Annotated in this window: 13 protein-coding genes; 6 read left to right on the top strand and 7 right to left on the bottom strand. The window is 70.5% G+C overall.

All coding sequences use genetic code 11. The features are described from left to right. Nucleotides 1-18: 18 nt before the first annotated feature. The 5 genes from P5G59_RS18285 to P5G59_RS18305 form a co-directional block, all read right to left on the bottom strand. Nucleotides 19-1,137, bottom strand: coding sequence for an S-methyl thiohydantoin desulfurase family protein (locus tag P5G59_RS18285; protein WP_301220448.1), 1,119 nt, complete (start codon nucleotides 1,135-1,137; stop codon nucleotides 19-21). Then, a complete protein-coding gene (locus P5G59_RS18290) occupies nucleotides 1,134-2,234 on the bottom strand; it encodes an S-methyl thiohydantoin desulfurase family protein (protein WP_301220449.1) in 1,101 nt (366 codons plus the stop codon). The genes P5G59_RS18285 and P5G59_RS18290 overlap by 4 nt, the downstream gene beginning before the upstream one ends. Then, nucleotides 2,231-3,784, bottom strand: a complete 1,554-nt coding sequence (locus tag P5G59_RS18295) for a hydantoinase/oxoprolinase N-terminal domain-containing protein (RefSeq protein ID WP_301220450.1) — start codon at nucleotides 3,782-3,784, stop codon at nucleotides 2,231-2,233. The genes P5G59_RS18290 and P5G59_RS18295 overlap by 4 nt, the downstream gene beginning before the upstream one ends. Nucleotides 3,785-3,883: 99 nt before the next feature. Then, entirely contained in the window at nucleotides 3,884-5,254 is a 1,371-nt protein-coding gene (locus P5G59_RS18300; protein WP_301220451.1) for a purine-cytosine permease family protein, read from the bottom strand. A gap of 121 nt (nucleotides 5,255-5,375) precedes the next feature. Beyond that, on the bottom strand, nucleotides 5,376-6,404 hold the full coding sequence (locus P5G59_RS18305) for a LacI family DNA-binding transcriptional regulator (RefSeq protein ID WP_301220452.1): 1,029 nt from the start codon (nucleotides 6,402-6,404) through the stop codon (nucleotides 5,376-5,378). 179 nt (nucleotides 6,405-6,583) lie between these two features. Here P5G59_RS18305 and P5G59_RS18310 point away from each other — a divergent pair, with 179 nt between their 5' ends. The 6 genes from P5G59_RS18310 (at nucleotide 6,584) to P5G59_RS18335 (ending at nucleotide 14,662) form a co-directional block, all read left to right on the top strand. After that, on the top strand, nucleotides 6,584-7,882 hold the full coding sequence (locus P5G59_RS18310) for an ABC transporter substrate-binding protein (RefSeq protein ID WP_301220453.1): 1,299 nt from the start codon (nucleotides 6,584-6,586) through the stop codon (nucleotides 7,880-7,882). Between the two features lie 68 nt (nucleotides 7,883-7,950). Next, nucleotides 7,951-8,904: a carbohydrate ABC transporter permease gene (locus P5G59_RS18315; RefSeq protein ID WP_301220454.1), complete on the top strand. Its 954-nt coding sequence runs from the start codon at nucleotides 7,951-7,953 to the stop codon at nucleotides 8,902-8,904. Beyond that, nucleotides 8,901-9,827 (top strand): carbohydrate ABC transporter permease, encoded by a 927-nt coding sequence (locus P5G59_RS18320; protein WP_301220455.1) that lies wholly within the window; start codon nucleotides 8,901-8,903, stop codon nucleotides 9,825-9,827. The genes P5G59_RS18315 and P5G59_RS18320 overlap by 4 nt, the downstream gene beginning before the upstream one ends. 3 nt (nucleotides 9,828-9,830) lie before the next feature. Next, a complete protein-coding gene (locus P5G59_RS18325; RefSeq protein WP_301220456.1) occupies nucleotides 9,831-10,826 on the top strand; it encodes a glycoside hydrolase family protein in 996 nt (331 codons plus the stop codon). A 66-nt stretch (nucleotides 10,827-10,892) separates the two neighbouring features. Continuing rightward, nucleotides 10,893-12,161 carry a wax ester/triacylglycerol synthase domain-containing protein gene (locus P5G59_RS18330; RefSeq protein ID WP_301220457.1) on the top strand — a complete coding sequence of 423 codons (1,269 nt, stop codon included), beginning with the start codon at nucleotides 10,893-10,895 and terminating at the stop codon, nucleotides 12,159-12,161. A gap of 158 nt (nucleotides 12,162-12,319) precedes the next feature. Continuing rightward, nucleotides 12,320-14,662 (top strand): M1 family metallopeptidase, encoded by a 2,343-nt coding sequence (locus P5G59_RS18335; RefSeq protein WP_301220458.1) that lies wholly within the window; start codon nucleotides 12,320-12,322, stop codon nucleotides 14,660-14,662. A gap of 100 nt (nucleotides 14,663-14,762) precedes the next feature. On the opposite strand, the gene P5G59_RS18340 is transcribed toward P5G59_RS18335, so the two are convergent. Both P5G59_RS18340 and P5G59_RS18345 read right to left on the bottom strand, forming a co-directional pair. Further along, nucleotides 14,763-16,679, bottom strand: coding sequence for a glycoside hydrolase family 127 protein (locus P5G59_RS18340; RefSeq protein WP_301220459.1), 1,917 nt, complete (start codon nucleotides 16,677-16,679; stop codon nucleotides 14,763-14,765). Beyond that, the gene (locus P5G59_RS18345; RefSeq protein ID WP_301220460.1) at nucleotides 16,676-18,415 is read right to left on the bottom strand and encodes an amylo-alpha-1,6-glucosidase; all 1,740 of its coding nucleotides are present in this window, start codon (nucleotides 18,413-18,415) and stop codon (nucleotides 16,676-16,678) included. The genes P5G59_RS18340 and P5G59_RS18345 overlap by 4 nt, the downstream gene beginning before the upstream one ends.

The following is an 18,415-nucleotide window of genomic DNA, read 5'->3' on the forward strand; positions in this document are numbered from 1 at the left end:
TGACAAGGGTAGGCGGAGTCAGGCCGATCCGGCCCGCGCGAGCTCGCCGGACTCGACCGGGACGAACTCCTCGGTGAGCCCGAACGCGCGCGGCCCGAACGCGGCGAGAGCCTCCGGGGTCCGCATCATCTCCGGAGTCGAGATGCCGAGCACCCGCACACGCTGCCCGTAGCGCAGGCCCTCGGTCGTGATCGGCTCGCCCGACTCGATGTCGGTCACGCAGATCAGGTCGGGCACGATGGCCACCAGCTGCCCGTCGCGCACCGCGATCAGGTTCTCGTTCTGGAACCGGATCTCCAACGTCGAGTCGTCGCCGGCCTCCAGGGCCGAGACGGTGGCCCTGCCCTTGGCGAAGCCCTCCGTCGTACGCCGTTCTACGTCGGTGACCTTGCCGCTGAACAGCTCGCGCACCTCCGGGTACAGGGTCGTGGACAGCGTCTCCGCGATCGCCTCGAACGGCGAGCGGTGCTGCTCCCGCGCCTCCCGGATCGACCGGCCGAGCGCGAGCGCCATCGAGAGCGTGCGCGGGACCGCCGTGCGGCGGACGTCGGCCCCGCTCATCGCGTACTCCGCGATGTGGCCTACGCCGCCGAGCCGGATCGTGACCCCGCGGGCGAGCCACTCCATCTGCCGGTCGTCGTCTCCGGTGTCGATGACGACCGTCTCGCCGCGCTCGCCGGCGAGGGCGAGCGGGGAGCCGTGCACGCCGTAGACCGCGAAGGTCTCCATCGACAGCTCCGGGAACGCGCGGCCCATGCCGTCGGCGTCCACTACGGGCAGGCCGGTCTCGGCCGCGACGATCAGCGGGATCATCGAGTTGATGCCGCCGCACTCGATCGGCATCGTGGCGTCGGCGGTGCGGCCGAGGTGCGCCTCCAGCGTCCGCATGGCGAGGGTCGGCTCGGTGCCCGCCGGGATCTTCTCGATCATCACCGTCGGCGCGCCCATCTGAGCGGTCGGGATGACGAACAGGTCGTCGGCGAGGTCGTCCGGGTCCAGGATGGTGATACCCCGGTCGCCGAGCACGCGCGCGACCAGCATCTGGCCGATGTACGGGTCGCCGCCGCCCCCGGTGCCGAGCAGGGTGGCGCCGCGGGCGAGGTCGGGCAGGTCGGCCGCGGTCAGGGTCCAGCTCATGCTCCCGCCTCCACGAGCCGCCGCTCCGGCGTGCCGTCGAAGCGGTGCGACGGGAGGTCGTAGCCGAAGTAGCCGGGGCCGACCATCGCGAGCGCCTCCGGCGTGTGCCAGCGCGGGTCGCTGGGGGCCGCGACCACGCGGACGCGCTGACCGTAGCGCAGGCCCTCCGTGGTGATCGGCTCGCCGCTCTCGGCGTCGAGCACGATGATCAGGTCGGGCGTCGTGGCGAAGGTCACGTCACCCGACTGGGCGATGAGGTGCTCGTTCTGGAAGGACAGCTCCAGCGCGTCCGTGTCGCCGGGCGCTTCGATCCTGGCGCGCCCGCGGGCGAATCCGGTCGTCGTCGCACGTTCGACGTCGACAACCTTGCCGAAGTAGAACTCGCGCCCGCCGAGCCGTTCGACCGTCGCGGCCACCGGATCGGTCTTCGCCCGTCGCGCCTCCGCGATGCCGGAGCCGATGGCGAGGCTGTGCGAGAGAGATCCGCCCACCAGGGCCTCGCGGGCGATCGAGCCGCTCATCGGGAAGCCGGAGATCATCACCGAGCAGCCCATCTCGACGCAGGCGACCCGCGCGATCCGTTCCGTCCAGTGGTTGTCGACGGTCTGCAGCACGCCGACGTTGCCCTTCTCGTCGCTGAACGCGAGCGGCGACGCCGTCACGTCGTACAGCGTCGGAAGCACCATCTGCAGCTCGGGGAAGGCGCGGCCCATCCCGTCGGCGTCCAGCAGCGGAAGGCCCAGCGCGGCCGCGGCGGCGACCGGGATGGTGGAGTTGACGCCGCCGATCTCGGCGCACGCCACGTGCGTGACCGGCCGGCCGAGGTAGGTGCCGAGAGCGTGGACGGGCGCCACCACCTCGTCGAGGCTGGGCAGCTTCTCCACCATGACGGTCGGAGCCCCCATCATCGCGACCGTGAGCACGAGGGCGTCGTCCGGCACCTCGTCGAGACCGACGACCGTGACCGGTCCGTGCTCCGCGAGCGCCTGCCGGGCGAGGAGCGACCCGATGTACGGGTCGCCGCCGCCTCCGGTGCCGAGCACCGCGGCGCCGCGGGCGAGGTCGCCGATCGCGTCGGCGGTGAGGGTCCAGCTCATACCCGCACCCCCATCGCCAGGTCGCCGACCGCCTTCACCCGGATGCGCGTCGCATTGCCGGGGAGGTACGGGATGGGCACCTCGTCGAAGTCGACGATCGCCACCGACGTGGGGGAGGCGCCGGCGGCGATCGCCTTGTCCACCGCCTCCGCCCGAACGGCGGCGATGGCCTCCTCGCGCCGGCCGGGCTCGACGGCGTACACCTTGTCGATCTCGCCCCCGACCTGCGCGATGGATGCGCCGATCGCGTTCGCGACGGCGTAGTTCTCCGGCCGGTGCACGGCGCCGAAGATCGGCAGCTCGTCCGGCAGGAGGATGGAGCCGCCGCCGACGGCGACGACGGGGATGGGGTCCGGCGAGGTGCGCATCCGGTCGACCGCCTCCGCGATCCGTTCCGCGATGCGGGCCAGGACGCGCTGCACGAACGCGGGGTCGAGGTGCGCCACCTTCGACGGGTCGCCGACCTGCGCGCGCCCGGCGGCGACGGCGATGTCGGTGGCGGTGAGCGTGGAACCGCCGAAGACGAGCGCCTCGGTCGTCAGCCGGTAGCCGACCGACTCCGGGCCGACCTCCGCGGTCTCCGTGTCGACGATGGAGCCGCCGCCGATGCCGATGGAGAGCACGTCCGGCATGCGGAAGTTGGTGCGGACGCCCGCGACCTTCACCTCGTTGGCGGTCTCCCGCGGGAAGCCGTTGATGAGCAGGCCGATGTCGGCCGTGGTCCCGCCGATGTCGACGACCGCGCAGGTGTCGAGGCCGCTGGTCAGGGCGGCGCCGCGCATCGAGTTGGTCGGGCCGGAGGCGAAGGTGGCGACGGGGTAGAGGCGCACGTAGTCCTCGTCCATCAGCGTCCCGTCGTTCTGGCTGAGGAAGATCGGTGCGTCGATGCCCTGGGCGCGGACCGCGGCGGTGAGGCCGTCGACGATCTCGGAGGCGAGCTCGCGCAGCGCGGCGTTGATGATCGTCGCGTTCTCGCGCTCGAGCAGCCCGATCCGGCCGATCTCGTGCGACAGGGAGATGGCGACGTCGTCGCCGAGCTCTGCGGCGAGGACGGCCGCGGCCTGCGTCTCCACGTCGTGGTTCACCGGCGAGAAGACGGACGAGATGGCGACGGAACGCACACCGTGCGCGGCCATGTCGGCGGCGATGCCCTTCAGCTCGGCCACGTCGAGCGGGGAGATGGGCCGGCCGTCGAACTCGTAGCCGCCGTGCGCCAGGTAGGCGCGGCCGCCGATCGCCTCGATCAGCGTCTCCGGCCAGTCCACCAGCGGCGGCAGCGCCTTGGTCGCCGGGAGACCGAGCCGCAGCGCCGCGGTGGGCGCGAGCCGCTTGGCCTGCACGAGCGCGTTGATGAAGTGGGTGGTGCCGATCATCACCGCGTCGATGTCGCCGCCCTCGAAGCCGCGCGCATCGCGCAGGGCCTCGATGGCGCTGACGATGCCGCTCGTCACGTCGGGACTGGTCGAGTTCTTGACGCCGGCAAGGGTGGTCCGGCCGTCCATGAGCACTGCGTCGGTGTTGGTCCCGCCGACGTCGATGCCGATGTGCATAGGTTCCGCTTTCTGCTGTGCTGCGTGCGCCGCCCGGGGACGGCGCACGCAGCGGGTGGATCGGTGCTGCGCGCCGCGCTGCTCAGTGGTGGTGGCCGGTCAGTTGGTGGCGACCGCCTCCGGCCCTGCCGACGCGGCGGCCGGCTCGGAGTCGGCCGGGTCGGCCTGCTGCGTGGTCGCGCGGCCGACGCCGCGCACCCAGCCCAGCTTGCCCGCGACCGTGTAGAGCACGATCGAGAGCAGCAGCGACCAGATGGCGGGGATGCCCCAGGTGACGAAGTAGCCGACCAGCGACGAGACCAGCCACACCACGAGGGTCACCGGGACGATGCGCGGCGCGAACTCGGGCAGCCGGCCGCTGCTCCTGGTCGCATCCAGCTCGCCCCGCCACTTGCGCACGAAGAAGTACTCGGCCACCATGATGCCCGCGATGGGCGGGAAGGCGACGCCGAGGACGATCAGGAAGTCGGTGAACGCCGACAGGATGCCGGCGGCGGCGAGGACGGTGCCGACGACGCCGAGCACGATGGTCGTGGTCACCCGGTGCAGGTTCTTGTTGAACGCCGTCGAGATGAAGTTCACCAGGCCAAGGGTGGAGGAGTACAGGTTCCAGTCGTTGATCTTCAGCGTGCCGGTGATGACGATGATGAGCCCGACGAAGCCGATCGACGAGGTCACGATCGCGACGATGTTCCCGGAGGCCGCCGCGTGGGCGAGCAGCACGCCGGAGAGGCCGATCACGAACTCGCCGAGGCTCACTCCGACGACCGTCTGCTTCACCACATCGGCGCGGCTGCGGTTGAACCGGGTCATGTCGGCGGTGATGATCGCGCCGACGATGAGGCCGCCCGCCACGATCCCGGTGCCCTGCCAGACGCTCATCGCGGGGCCGGGAGCGGGGGAGGTGAGCAGGTCGCCGATGTTGTGCTTGCTGAGCTCGCTGATGACCGACCAGCCGACCAGGATGAGGAACAGCGGCACGGTGATGTTGGCGAGCCACTGCATCCCGACGAAGCCGAACGCCACCACGGCGGTCACCGCGAGGCCGAAGATCACGCTCCACAGCCAGATGGGCATGGCGCCGGGCATGAGCGCGTCGAGCGACTGGGCCGAGATGGCCGACTGGATGCCGAACCAGCCGATCAGGCTGATGCCGATCGCGAGACCGACGAGCGACGCTCCGATCTCGCCGAAGCCGGTCCACCGGGCGAGCAGGGCGGTGTTGAGGCCCTCCTTCTGCCCGATGATGCCGACGATGCACATGATGACCTCGAGGATGATCGAGCCGAGCAGGAGCGCGAGGGCTGCGTTCCAGAACGTCATGCTGTAGCCCAGGGTCGCCCCGAGCAGGAATTGCGAGAGAGCCGAGACCTGGCCGAACCGCTGCACCGCGATCCCGAACCACGGCTTGCGGGCGTCCGGGGTCACGCGGGAGAGGGCGAAGTCGTCGGCATGTGCTGTACGTGCCATGGTGGAATTCCTTCTGACGGGTGGAGGGAGCGGGGGTTGCGACCACCGTAGGGATCCGCCGGAAGCGGGGGAATGTGCGTTCCGCCCGAATCGAGCGTGATTCTGTGCAGGCTGCACAGCATCAGGCGCGGGGTGCCACTGCTTTCACCGACTGGCGCTGCACGACCGGCATCGGGATGAGGTGGCGCGCCGGAGTCGTGTCTCCGGCGAGAGCGAGCTCCATGGCCTTCCGACCCATCTGCTCGTACGGGATGCGGGCCGTGGAGAGCGCCGGCCGGAGGATCGACGCGAGGACGTCGTCGTCGAAGGAGACGATCGACACGTCGTCGGGGATGCGGACTCCGGCCTCCTGGAACGCCTGGTACACGCCGAAGGCGAGGTTGTCGTTGAGGCAGATCAGGCCGGTGATCCCGAGACCGTCCTCGATCAGCTCGCGGGCCATGCGGTAACCCGCTTCCGGCTCCCAATGCCGCTCGTGCAGATCGGCGACGAGTTCGATGTCGTTCTCGGCGAGAACGCCGTCGATGCCGGCGAATCGGTCCAGGATCGTCACGGACTCCTCCGGGGGAAGGATCTCGGGCGAGATGCGGCCGATCAGGCCGATCCGCCGGTGGCCGGCGTCGATCAGCAGCTGGGCCATCGCAGCGCCGGCCGCCCGTTCGTCGGGCAGCACGACCGGGTAGTCGGTGGTCGTCGTGGCGTTCAGCATCACGACGGGGATGTCGTCGGGCAGAGGGGGCAGCTCCACCTGCCGGGCCGCCATCGAACCGAACACCAGGCCCGCGGCGCGGCGGTCGACCATCGCGTCCAGCACGCCGCCGAGGCGTTCCGGGTGGTGCCCCGTCTCTGCGATCAGCACCGTATGCTCGCGGTCCTCCGCCACATCCAGGAGGCCGCGGATCATCGCGGAGGCATACCGGGTGAGGGTGACGTCGTCCGAGACGAACCCGATCATCGGCGCCTTGCCGAAGAAGAGCGTGCGTGCGGCGGGGTTGGGCCGGTAGTTGAGCTCTTCCGCGATCCGGCGGACGCGCTCCGCAGTCTCGGGGGAAAGTCGAGTGCCGGGGCGGTCGTTCAGGATGAGGCTGACGGCCGACTTCGAGAGGCCGGCCTTCGCGGCGACGTCGGCGATGGTCACCCTGTCCGCCATGCCGACCTCCTTCGATCCCCGCACCATTCAAGCAGCCGATCCGCGGCTCTGGTTGCGCTCGCCTCATCCTATTGCTATCTTGACGTTGCTAAACGCGTTTAGCCCGATGGTAAACGCGTTCAGCTCCGAACTCGCACCGAGCCGGACGACGATCACACATCCAATGGAGGATCACCATCGTGAGGAAGACAACCCGCCGGGCCCTCATCGCCACGGCCGTCGTCGCGGCGACCGCGGCGCTCACCCTGACTGGCTGCGCCAAAGGCGGCGGCACGGGCGGCACCGGCACGTCCGGCGGCCAGCTCGTCATGTGGACGCACAACGCGGGCAACAAAGCGGAGCTGGGGGCGATCGAGAAGATCGTGGCCGACTTCAATGCGTCGCAGTCGAAGTACAAGGTCAAGGTCCAGGCGTTCCCGCAGGACTCGTACAACCAGTCCGTGACCGCGGCGGCGGCGTCGAAGAAGCTGCCGTGCATCCTCGACATCGACGGACCGAACGTTCCGAACTGGGCATGGGCGGGCTACCTCGCACCGCTGACGGGGATGGACTCCACGCTGTCGAAGTTCCTCCCGTCGACGGTGGGGAAGTACGACGGCAAGACCTACTCGTACGGGTTCTACGACGTGGCGCTCACGATGATGTCCCGCACGTCGACGCTGAAGGAGGCGGGCATCCGCATCCCCACGATCGACCAGCCGTGGACCAAGTCGGAGTTCCAGGACGCCCTCGACAAGCTGAAGGCATCGGGCAAGTTCGCCTACCCGGCCGACTTCGCCACCGGGTTGACCGGCGAGTGGTGGCCCTACGCGTACTCGCCGCTCCTGCAGAGCGCTGGAGGCGACCTCATCGATCGCGACGGCTACAAGACGGCCGACGGCGTCCTGAACGGGCCGGACGCGATCGCCTGGGCGAAGTGGTTCCGCGGCCTCGTGACGAATGGCGACATCTCCGCCAAGAGCGGCTCCGACCCGGTCGCCGATTTCGTGAACGGCAAGACCGGCATCCTCTACGACGGCGGCTGGGCGGCCGAGCAGGTGCGCGCCCAGTTCAAGGACGACGCTCTCTTCCTCCCCTCCGTCGACCTCGGGAGGGGCCCGAAGATCGGCGGCGCCTCCTGGCAGTGGGGCGTCTCCAAGACCTGCTCCGACCAGGCCGGGGCCGCGGCCTACATGAAGTTCGCCGCCGCCGACAAGTACGTGGCTCAGGTCGCCAAGGCGACCGGCACCATCCCGACCACCGAGGCCGCGGCCGCGATGGTCCCCGGATACGGACCGGGGGGCGACAACGCGATCTTCCGCGAGTTCTCCAAGAAGTTCGCCGAGGTCCGGCCCGTGACCCCGGGCTACCCCTTCATCGCCACCACGTTCACCAAGGCGGCGCAGGACATCATCAACGGCGCCGACCCGAAATCGACCCTCGACCAGGCGGTCAAGGACATCGACGCCAACCAGAAGTCGAACAACTACTTCAAGTAGCCGACCGGCCGGCCGGGGCGCGGCTCCCTCTCGCCCCGGCCGGTCCCTCGACGGACAAGGACGTCACCATGAGCACCATCACGAAGACGGCGCCGTCACGAACCGACGGCGCCCTCACCACCACCAAGCGGGCGAGGACCCGTGTGGTCGGTGGACGGAAGGAGGCCGCGGTCGGCTGGGCCATGCTCCTGCCCGCGGCCGTGCTGATCCTCACCTTCCTGCTCGTCCCGATCGGTCTCACCTTCGGGCTCGCCTTCACCAACGCCCGGCTGATCTCGCCGGAGCCCGCGCGGTTCGTCGGCATGGACAACTTCGCGGCCCTGTTCACGGACGACACGTTCTGGGCGTCGCTGCGCAACACCATCGTCTTCACCGTCGTGATCGTGCCCTTCCAGTCCGCCCTAGCGCTGGTGCTCGCACTCCTGGTCAACACCAGGACGCGCGGGACCACGTTCTTCCGCACGGTCTTCTTCCTGCCGGTGGTGACCTCGATCGTCGTCGTCTCGATGCTGTGGCTGTTCATGTACCAGAAGGACGGCCTGATCAACGTGCTGCTGTCGAAGGTCGGCATCCAGGGGCCCGACTGGCTCGGCGACCCGCACTGGGCGCTGCTCGCGATCATCCTGATGTCGGCCTGGCAGGCGATGGGCTTCCACATGATCATCTGGCTGGCGGGGCTGCAGACGGTCCCCGCCGAGCTGTACGAGGCAGCGTCGCTGGACGGGGCCACCCGCTGGCAGCAGTTCGCCCATGTCACCTGGCCCAGTCTTCGAGCCACACGCACGTTCATCCTGATCACGATCACCATCGCCGCATTCGGGCTCTTCACCCAGGTGCAGATCATGACCCAGGGCGGTCCGCTGAACTCCACGACCACGCTGGTCTTCCAGGCGGTGCGCAGTGGATTCCAGCAGCAGCAGACCGGCTATGCCTCGGCCATCTCGCTGGTCTTCTTCGTGCTCGTGCTCGTGGTCACCCTGATCCAGAGATTCCTCACCCGAGACAAGGAGGCCCGCCGATGACGGATACGATCCGCGACGTCGCGGACATCGACACCCCGCACGCGATCGAACCGGACCGGCGCCGTCGCCCGATCTGGCGACCCGCGCTGACCCTCGCCCTGAAGATCGTCCTCGCGCTCGTGTTCGGCCTGCCGCTGGTCTTCATGATCGTCTCCAGCTTCAAGCCGGATGCGCAGATCTTCGGCGACCTCGACGGCATCCAGGCCTTCCTGCCGGTCGGGAACCTCAGCTTCGACAACTATCTCGGAGTGTTCGACCGGGTCCCGTTCGCGCAGTTCCTGTTCAACTCCATCCTGATCTCGGTCCTCACCGTCGGCCTCGGGCTGGTCGTGAACTCGCTGGCCGCCTTCGCCCTCTCGCGGATGCGCATCCCGGGCGGTCGGATCGCTCTGGGGGTGATCCTGGCGACCCTGATCGTGCCGTTCGAGGTGATGGCCCTGCCGTTGCTGTGGGAGGTCAACCAGCTGCCGTACTTCGACGGCACTCAGATCGTTCAGGGCTGGCTCGACACCTACACCGTGCAGATCGTCCCCTTCATCGCGAACGCGTTCTCGATCTTCCTCTTCTACCAGTACTTCGATTCCATCCCGAAGGAGCTGGACGAGGCGGCGCGAGTCGACGGCGCCGGCTGGTTCCGCATCTACCGGAGCATCATCATGCCGCTCGCCGGCCCGGCGGTGGCGACGGTCGCGATCCTGACCTTCCTGCCCGCGTGGAACCAGTACCTGTGGCCGCTGATGGTCACACAGAGCGAGGCCGTCCGGCCGGCGATGGTCGGCATCGACTACTTCAAGCAGCTCAACACGTCGTGGGGCCAGATCATGGCCTACGCCAGCATCATCACCGTCCCGGTGCTCGCGCTCTTCGTCGCGTTCCAGCGCTCGTTCGTCAACTCCATCGCCTCGCAGGGCCTGAAAGGCTGATCCGTGTTCTCTCTCCCCGAAAGCTACGTCTGGGACTTCTGGCTGGCCGACGACGGCGACCGGTACCACCTGTTCTTCCTGTACGCGTCCAAGGCGCTGAAGGATCCGGACGCCCGTCACTACCGTGCATCGATCGGGCACGCGATCTCCGACGACCTCGTGAACTGGACCCGGGTCGTGGACGCCCTCGTGCGAAGCGACGCGCCCGCCTTCGACGAGCTCGCGACCTGGACCGGCAGCGTGGTCCGCGCCGACGACGGGCTGTGGCGCATGTTCTACACCGGCACTGTGCTCACCGGCCACGGGAACGTGCAGAGCATCGGTGTGGCGACGTCGCCCGACCTGTACGAGTGGACCAAGAGCGAGCGCAACCCGATCCTGACCGCGGACTCGCGCTGGTATGAGCGTCTCGCCGACGGGCACTGGCACGACGAGGCCTTCCGCGACCCCTGGGTCTACCGGGATGAGCGCGCCGGCGCGTGGCGCATGCTGATCACCGCGCGCTCGAACCATGGCCGGCCGGACGATCGCGGCGTCATCGCGACGGCTCTCTCCGGCGACCTCGAGAACTGGGAGCTTCAGCCGCCGTTGAGCAGCCCCGGTGCCGGGTTCGGCCAGCTCGAGGTGCTGAACACCGCTGAGATCGACGGTGAGCACGTGCTCTTCTTCTCCTGTCTTGCCGCGGACCTCGCCGAGGAGCGACGAGTCACCGGGACCACCGGAGGCGTGTGGGCTGTCATGGCAGACGCGGAGGGTCGGTGGGATCCGCGACTGGCCGAGCAGCTGACCGAGCACGATCTCTATGTCGGACGCGTCATCCACGATAGGCAGACAGGTCGGCCGATGTTCCTGGCCTTCCGGAACTCAGCGCCGGATGGCTCTTTCGTCGGCGGGATCGCAGATCCGCGGAGCATCTCGGTGCGGGATGGACGGGTCGTGCTCGACGCTGTCGCCGGGATGCCGGATCCGGCTGTGGGCAGCGTGGTCGGAGGCCGCTGACACCGCGCTCGCGGCGCAGGGACCTTCGGCCCGACGCGGCCGATGTGCCCGGCCTAGGGTCGGCGCATGGAGGCAAGGGCGGCGGATGCGACGCCGATGGCGGCGGTCGACGCGGCGAACCTGGCGCTCGAGCGCGGCCAGCCGAACGTTGTGACGCTGGCCGGACTGCTCGCGCCCGGGGGCGTCGTGGATGCGGACGGCCGTCCCGATCCGGCCGCGCTGCGCGAGGTTCTCGCCCCGCGCATCGCGCGGGTGCCAGCCCTGCACCGCGTGCCCGTCGAGACCGGGGGAGAGTGGATGTGGCGTGCGGCCGTCCCGGACCTCGCCCACCACATCCGCGTGATCGACGCCTCCATGTCTTTCGAGCGCACCTGCGCGCGCGTCGTGATGACGCCGGTCGATCCCGGCCGGCCGCTCTGGGAGCTGCTGCTCGTGCCGCACGCCGACGGCGACCGCTGCGGGATGCTGTTCCGGCTGCACCACGCCGTCGCCGACGGGCTCGGGGCCGAGGCCCTGGTCGCAGCGCTCTCCGACGAGGCGCCGGGCGAGGAGGCCGCCGGCGCTAGGCCCTCCGAGCCTGCGCCCGCCGCACGCCGTCCGCTCCTCCGCCGCTGGGGCGACCTCGCCGTGCAGACGGCCGCCGTCTTCCGGCGCAGCGTCCGCTCCGGCGTGCTGCTCGGACCGCTCGGGCCGACCCGCGACGTCGCCTTCCTCGACGTCGACCTGGAGCGCCTGCACGACGGCGCCCACCGGCTCGGCGGCACCGTCGGCGATGCGTTCCTCGCCGCGTTCGGGCACGGGATGCGCGCGATGCTCACGGCGGCGGGCGAGACCCCGCCGGACTCAGTCCCGGTGTCGAGCCCTGTGCGGCTCGCGCGCCGGGCGGGAGAGGGGAACGCCACGGGCGTGATGCTGATCCCGATCCCCGTCGCGGGCTCCGACGCCGACGCCGACATCGCGGGGAGCGTCGCGCGCGTCGCGTCCCTCACCCGCTCCGAGAAGGCCCGCGCCCGCGCGGTCGGCACGTACCGTCTGATGAGCAACCCGCGCGCGGCCCGGATGCTGATGCACTTCGCGCGGAGCCAGCGCGCGGTCGGCGCCATCGCGTCCGAGCTCACCGGACCTCCGGAGACGCTGCGGCTGGCCGGTGCGGAGCTCATCGCTGCGTGGCCGCTCGCGCTGCTCTCCGGCAACGTCCGCGTCGGCGCGCTCGCCGTGTCCTACGCCGGGCGCTTCCGGGTCAGCATCCAGACCGACGCGTCGCACCTGCCCCCGGCACGGGTGCTCGCCGACGGGATGGAGCGAGCACTGGAGCGGATCGCCGCGCAGGCGTAGCCCGAGCGGGCGTGACGAACGTGAAGCGACGTGGCCGCCACCGCCGAAGATTTCGGTGGCGGGCCGACAACGACGTTCCCGCCGAACCTCGACGCATGCCGGAAACACGCGGTGGATAGGGTCTGAAGACTCACCAGAGAGACCACCCAGGAGGATCCATGCGTTCGGGGAGACACCACCATCCACCCATCGGCCGACGCCTCGCCGCCGTGGCCGCCACGGCGGCGATCGTCGCGGCCATCCAGCTGCCGATCGCCGCGCCGGCGGCCGCCGCGCCGGCACCCGGCGCGCCGACCATCGGCGACACGCTCTTCGCGGGAATCGGCAACGGGGGCTACGACGTGACCCACTACGACGTCGCCATCGCCTACAACGACGACAAGACCATCGACGCGACGACCACGATCAGCGCGACGGCGACGCAGGAGCTCTCGTCGTTCTCGCTCGACCTGGAAGGTCTCACGGTCGGCGCCGTGCAGGTGAACGGCGTCCCGGCGGCGAGCTTCGACCGGAGCAGCGACCCGGCCACCTCGTCCTACAAGCTGAACATCGTGCCGGTTTCACCCGTGTCGGGGGCGTTCACCGTTCAGGTCGCCTACTCGGGGTCGCCGGTCACGCACGTCGACCCGGACGGCTCCAGCGAGGGCTGGGTGCTCACCAGCGACGGCTTCACCGCCCTCGGCCAGCCGGTTGGGACCATGACGTGGCTGCCCAGCAACAACACCCCGGCGGACAAGGCCACCTACGACATCTCCATCACCGCGCCGAACACCGTCGGAGGGGCACCGGCCGCCGCCGTCAGCAACGGGCAGCTGGTGACGGCGACGCCGGTCGGCGACGGCAGCCGCACCACGTGGCACTGGCAGCAGAACAAGCCGATGGCCACCGAGCTCGCGATGATCTCCTACGGCAAGTACCTGACCTATGAGTCGGACATTGCGCTCTCGAGCGGCCGCACCATCCACGAGTGGACATTCGTCGACCCCGCCGTCACGACGGCGAATCAGACGACCATCCAGGCCCGTCGTGCCGCGCTTCCCGAGATCCTGAACTACCTGGAAGCGCACTACGGACCATACCCGGGCGACAGCACCGGCTTCGTCGTCGACATCACGAGCCTGGGATACGCGCTCGAGACCCAGGACAGGCCGTACTTCGAGCGGTCCGTGAGCCAGTCCACGTTCATCCATGAGCTCGCGCACCAGTGGTTCGGCGACTCCGTCACCCCGGGCGACTGGAACAGCATCTGGCTGAACGAAGGACCTGCCACGTTCATCCCGACGCAGTATGCGTACGACCACGGGACGTCGGCCAACTCGACCGCCACCACGTACTTCAACCTGTGGAACTCGACGGCCGCGAGCAACTCCCGGTGGACCATCCCTCCTGCGGGGATGACCGACCCGGCCGACCTCTTCGACTGGCAGGTCTACTCGCGGGGCGCGATGACGCTGGAGGCCCTGCGCCAGGCGATCACGCCCGCCGTGTTCGACGACGTGATGAAGACCTGGACAACACGGTACGCCGGGCAGAGCCGCGATACGCACGACTTCATCGCGCTCGCCGAGGAGCTCTCCGGCAGGGACCTGACCGCCTTCTTCCAGGACTGGCTGTTCGACGCCGACAAGCCCGCGTGGCCGGCCACCTCGACGCTGACGCTGGCCTCCGCTCCGGCGACCGGCTCGGTGCACCCGGGCGACACGGTCGACTACACGCTGTCGCTCGCCAACACCGGGCAGGTGCCGCTCACCGGCGGTATCGTCCGGGTGGATGCGGCCGACCTGGTCGACGACGCCGACCTCGCGACGCTCCCGGCCGATCTGGTCGCGAGCGGCTCCACACTCCAGTGGACGGTGCCGGACACGGCGCTCGGCGACACCGCGACGACGACGTTCTCGGCCACGGTGAAGGCGGCCTCGTCAGGCGGGACCCTGACGGCCACCGCCACCGGAGCGACGCTCGGGATCACGTGCGCGACGTGCACCTCCACCCTCACGACGCCGGTCGTCACCGGGCCGGCGCCGATCACCGAGGCGGACCTCACCGATGCCACCCGCAACGGCGTCACCGCGTCGCCCGACACCATTGCACCCGGCGCGAAGGTCACCGTGACACTGCCGACCTCGGCGTATGACGGTCAGACGGTGACGGCGCTGCTGTTCTCCAGCCCGCGGACCCTGGGGACCTCGACGGTGACGAACCGGGCGATCACGGTCACCATCCCTGCGGATGCGGCTCTCGGGGCGCACAAGCTGGCGCTCGCCGACGCCTCCGGCGCTCTGATCGGCTGGGACGACCTCTCCCTGGCGGCCGCGGTGGCCGGGACCGGCAGCGGTTCCGGCACGTCCGACGCAGCGAGCGCGGGCGGAACGGGCGACCCGCTGGCGAGCACCGGCTCGACCATCGCCGGGCCGGCGATCGCGGGCGGTGCGCTCGCGCTCCTCATCGGTGTTGCGGCGGTCACGTTGGCGGCTGTCCGTCGCCGCCGGACGACCGAGTAGCCCGGGCGCGGATCGGCGCGGGCGCTGCACCAGCGGATCTCCCGACCGATCGAGGACCTGGCCGCCACCGCCGATGACTTCGGTGGCGGCCAGGTGGCTGTCAGCCTCCCGCGCGAGGGAGGAACACGCGCATGGTGCTGGGCCCGTGGTTCGCCCAGCGGAAGTACGGCTCCAGCCGGAGCGGTCGCTCCTCCTCTGCGCCCGGCGCCGCCGGCTGCGATCCGTAGGGCCAGCCGGGATGCGCCTGCGGGCGCAGCCGCACGGTCACCTCGGCGCCGGTCGGCGTGGCCACGAGAGGGCGGTCGTCGGCGAGGAGGACCGCATCCACGTCGGTGCCGGAGGGCAGCCCAGTGGACTCGGCGCACAGCACGAGCGGTCCGCGCTCGACCGCCACGGTGCCGCGGAGCGCGTCGATCGCGGGCGCCGGGTAGGCGAACCGCGGGAGCATCGGCAGCTCGACCCGCACGGGCTCCTCCGGCCGGAACTCGTCGACGATCCGCGCATAGCCGTCCCGCACCTCCACCGGCGCGCCCGCGTACGAGACGCGAGCGCCCTCGGCCCAGGCGGGGATGCGGACCGCGAGCTCCGTCTCGGCGCCCGACTCGGCCTCCAGCACGATCGAGCCGTCGAACGGGTACCCGCCCGCCCGCATCCGCAGCGACACCGCGACGCCGTCGCCGGTCGTGGTCGTCAGCTCCGCGTCCGCGAACTGGTGCACCTGGATGCCGTGCTCGCTCGCGGTGGCGACGTAGGACGCGACGCTGGCGAGTGTCCGGGCGACGTTCGTCGGGCAGCACGACACCTCGAACCACGGCGCCCGGAGGCTCGACTCCGCTCGCTCGCTCAGCTCGTCCTCCGCGGGGACCGTTCCGCGGACCCGCTGGTGCAGGGTGTTCGCGTAGTAGAAGGCGCGCCCGTCCTCGCGCGGGGAGACGAGCACTGCGTTGAGCAGCGTCCGCTCGATCAGGTCGGCGTACTTGCTGTCGCCGGTCTGCAGCAGCAGCCGCCAGCTCAGCATGACGGACCCGATCGCCGCGCACGTCTCGGCGTAGGCGCGGTCCGGCGGGAGCTCGTAGTCCGACCCGAACTCCTCGTTCTGGTGGTGCGCTCCAACGCCGCCGGTGAGGTAGGTGCGCCGCGCGACCGTGCTCTCCCACTGCCGTTCGACCGCATTCAGCAGCTCGGCGTCGCCGAACTCGGTCGCCACATCCACCGCGCCCGCCGCCAGGTACATCGCGCGCACCGCGTGGCCGCGCAGGTGGTCGGCCGCGCGTACGGGCCGGTCGTCGAGGAAGTACTCGCTGCCCTGGAACAACGTGGTCTTGAGGCTCCGGCGGCCGCGACGCTCCACGAACAGCCGGGCGAGTTCGAGGTAACGCGGCTCGTCGAGGGCCCGGCCGAGTTCGGCGAGGGCGGTCTCGATCTCCGGATGCCCGCACACCGCGTCGCGGCCGTCCGGCCCGAACACCTCGTAGACGTGGTCCGCGAGCCGTCGCGCCACCGCCACGATGGTGTCGTCGTGGCCGGTGCGGAACCGCGCGACCGCGGCCTGGAACAGGTGCCCGAAACAGTACAGCTCGTGCCCCCACTCGAGGTCGAAGAAACGGGGACGCTGCCCCGGGCGGCCGAAGGATGTGTGCAGGTAGCCGTCCGGCTCCTGCGCCGCAGCCACCCGATCGACGAGCGAGAGGTAGGTCTGCTCCAGCTGCGGGTCCGCCGAGCGGCCCAGCTCCCAGGCCATCGTCTCCAGCAGCTTGTAGACCTCCGAATCGACGAACTCGATGCCGTCGTGGTGCTCGGCGACGGTGCCCGCCGCCGCCCGGTCGAAGTTGCCGATCCAGCCGATCCGCTCCATCCAGGTCAGGCAGTGCCCGATGATCGTGGAGGCGTTCAGCTCCTGCTTCTCACCCCAGAAGCCGCCGACGATGCGGAGCTCCTCCGGCCCGAGCGGTCGCAGCCGGGCGTGCGAGGGCATCACGGGGCCGCCGATGCGGGTCCGCGGGGTGGTGTCGGTCATCGTTCTCCTGTCAGGGCCGCGGGTGCGGCGGCCGGCTCGGCCCGGCGGCCCGCATCGGCGGCGAGCGCCAGGTAGACGCTCGCCGTCCAGCTGTAGGCGCGGTCGCGCAGGCCTGCGCCCGTGCGCGCGTCGAAGTTCTCGGCGAAACCGGACCGTTCGCAGACGGCCCGGAAGCGCTCGCTCACGCGATCGGCCAGCGCGCCGTGCCCGGACCGGCGCAGACCGTCCTCCATCAGCGCGGTGGACGGGGCCCACACCGGGCCGCGCCAGTAGCCGTCATCCTCGTACTCAGGCGAGTCGACCGGCTCCGTCGCGGGCCCCCACTCGGTGAGGTGACCCTCGATCCGCCGGGCCAGCGCCTCCGCGACGTCGCCGGGGAGCAGCTCGCCCAGCACGATCGGCAGGGTGGTGAGCAGGCTGCGCGAGGGCACGGCCTCGCCCGTCCGCACGGAGCGCGCGACGAAGCCGTCGCCGGTCCACAGCTCGTCGAACAGGGCGTCGGTGAGGTCGTGCCGCGCGGTCTCCCACTCCTCCGTCGGCAGGCCGAGACTCTCCGCCAGCAGGCTGAGCTCGCGCAGCTGCAGGATGAGGAACGCGGCCAGATCCGGCGCCTCCACCACCCCTCCGCGGTCGAATGCAGTGGAGTTGTCCCAGCCGCTGTCGTTGCCGTGCTGGTAGTACGGCAGCCGGTGCCCGGGGCGGCGCCGGTGGTCGAGCCAGAACCGCGTCCAGGCGGCCAGGCGGTCGTGGACCACCCTGCGCTCCTCCTCGGTGAACGCCCGTGGCGAGCGCTCCCGCAGCTGTGCAAAGGCCCAGCCGTGGATGGGCGGCTTGACGAAGTTGTAGAGTACCTCCGAGTGAGTGACCGAATCCGGGAGTGCACCGGAGGGGTCCTGGTGGTCGAACGGCAGCAGGAACTGATCGAGCGCGGCATCCGGGTCGGCCGGCGCGAGCGCGATCGCGTTGAAGCAGTGGTCCCAGCTCCACACCTTGTCCATCCAGTGCTTCGACATCAGCACGGCCTCGCGGCCGACGAACCCGGCGGGCGAGACGGTGGCGGACCACATGACGTAGGCGGCCTTGACCGCGGCGGCGCCGGCTTCCCATCCGGCCATGCGTCCGCTGTACTCCGCGAACTCCGCCTCCCTCCGCCGGGCGAGCACGGCGAAGGTCCCGGTCGCGACGAACGGTGCGGCCGCCGTGCCGATCTCCTCGAGCACCGCCTCCCACTCGTCTTGATCGCCGCCGAACTCCACGAACCGGTCGCCGCGGCCGAGCCTCTGATCGCCCACGACCGTGGGCGACCCGGTGAGGGTCGTGAGCCGGTAGCGCCTGCCCGACTCGTAGCTCGTCAGCGTGACGGAGCCGTCGACCGGATCGGTGAACAGGTAGCCGCCCGTGAAAGGCGTCAGCTCGTCGCCGGCCTCGAAGCGCAGGCCCAGTCCGTCCCCCCGGAAGCGGACCCCCTGGCCGTCCTCGAACGCGGCCTGCACCGTGCGCTCGCCGACGCTCCAGGAGAGGACGGACGGCGTGGCCCGCACCTCCGCGCCCACCACGCTGCCATCGAGCACCGGGAGCAGGCGGAACACGGCATGCATCCCGCCGGTGTGGGTGACCAGGTGGATGTCGTCCACGGTGCGGTGCAGGCCGACGACCCGGGAGAGGTCCATCCAGGCGCCGCGGCGCGAGAACGGGATCTCGGCGATGTCGAACGAGAAGGCGTGCTCAGCTCCCAT

The sequence above is a fragment of the Leifsonia virtsii genome, from assembly GCF_030433675.1.
Classification (GTDB): Bacteria; Actinomycetota; Actinomycetes; order Actinomycetales; family Microbacteriaceae; genus Leifsonia; species Leifsonia virtsii.

Bases quoted from the DNA above. Each gene is read 5' to 3' on its own strand.
- P5G59_RS18285 (WP_301220448.1), bottom strand. From the start codon at position 1,137: ATGAGCTGGACCCTGACCGCGGCCGACCTGCCCGACCTCGCCCGCGGC.
- P5G59_RS18290 (WP_301220449.1), bottom strand. From the start codon at position 2,234: ATGAGCTGGACCCTCACCGCCGACGCGATCGGCGACCTCGCCCGCGGC.
- P5G59_RS18295 (WP_301220450.1), bottom strand. From the start codon at position 3,784: ATGCACATCGGCATCGACGTCGGCGGGACCAACACCGACGCAGTGCTC.
- P5G59_RS18300 (WP_301220451.1), bottom strand. From the start codon at position 5,254: ATGGCACGTACAGCACATGCCGACGACTTCGCCCTCTCCCGCGTGACC.
- P5G59_RS18305 (WP_301220452.1), bottom strand. From the start codon at position 6,404: ATGGCGGACAGGGTGACCATCGCCGACGTCGCCGCGAAGGCCGGCCTC.
- P5G59_RS18315 (WP_301220454.1), top strand. From the start codon at position 7,951: ATGAGCACCATCACGAAGACGGCGCCGTCACGAACCGACGGCGCCCTC.
- P5G59_RS18320 (WP_301220455.1), top strand. From the start codon at position 8,901: ATGACGGATACGATCCGCGACGTCGCGGACATCGACACCCCGCACGCG.
- P5G59_RS18330 (WP_301220457.1), top strand. From the start codon at position 10,893: ATGGAGGCAAGGGCGGCGGATGCGACGCCGATGGCGGCGGTCGACGCG.
- P5G59_RS18335 (WP_301220458.1), top strand. From the start codon at position 12,320: ATGCGTTCGGGGAGACACCACCATCCACCCATCGGCCGACGCCTCGCC.
- P5G59_RS18340 (WP_301220459.1), bottom strand. From the start codon at position 16,679: ATGACCGACACCACCCCGCGGACCCGCATCGGCGGCCCCGTGATGCCC.
- P5G59_RS18345 (WP_301220460.1), bottom strand. From the start codon at position 18,415: ATGGGAGCTGAGCACGCCTTCTCGTTCGACATCGCCGAGATCCCGTTC.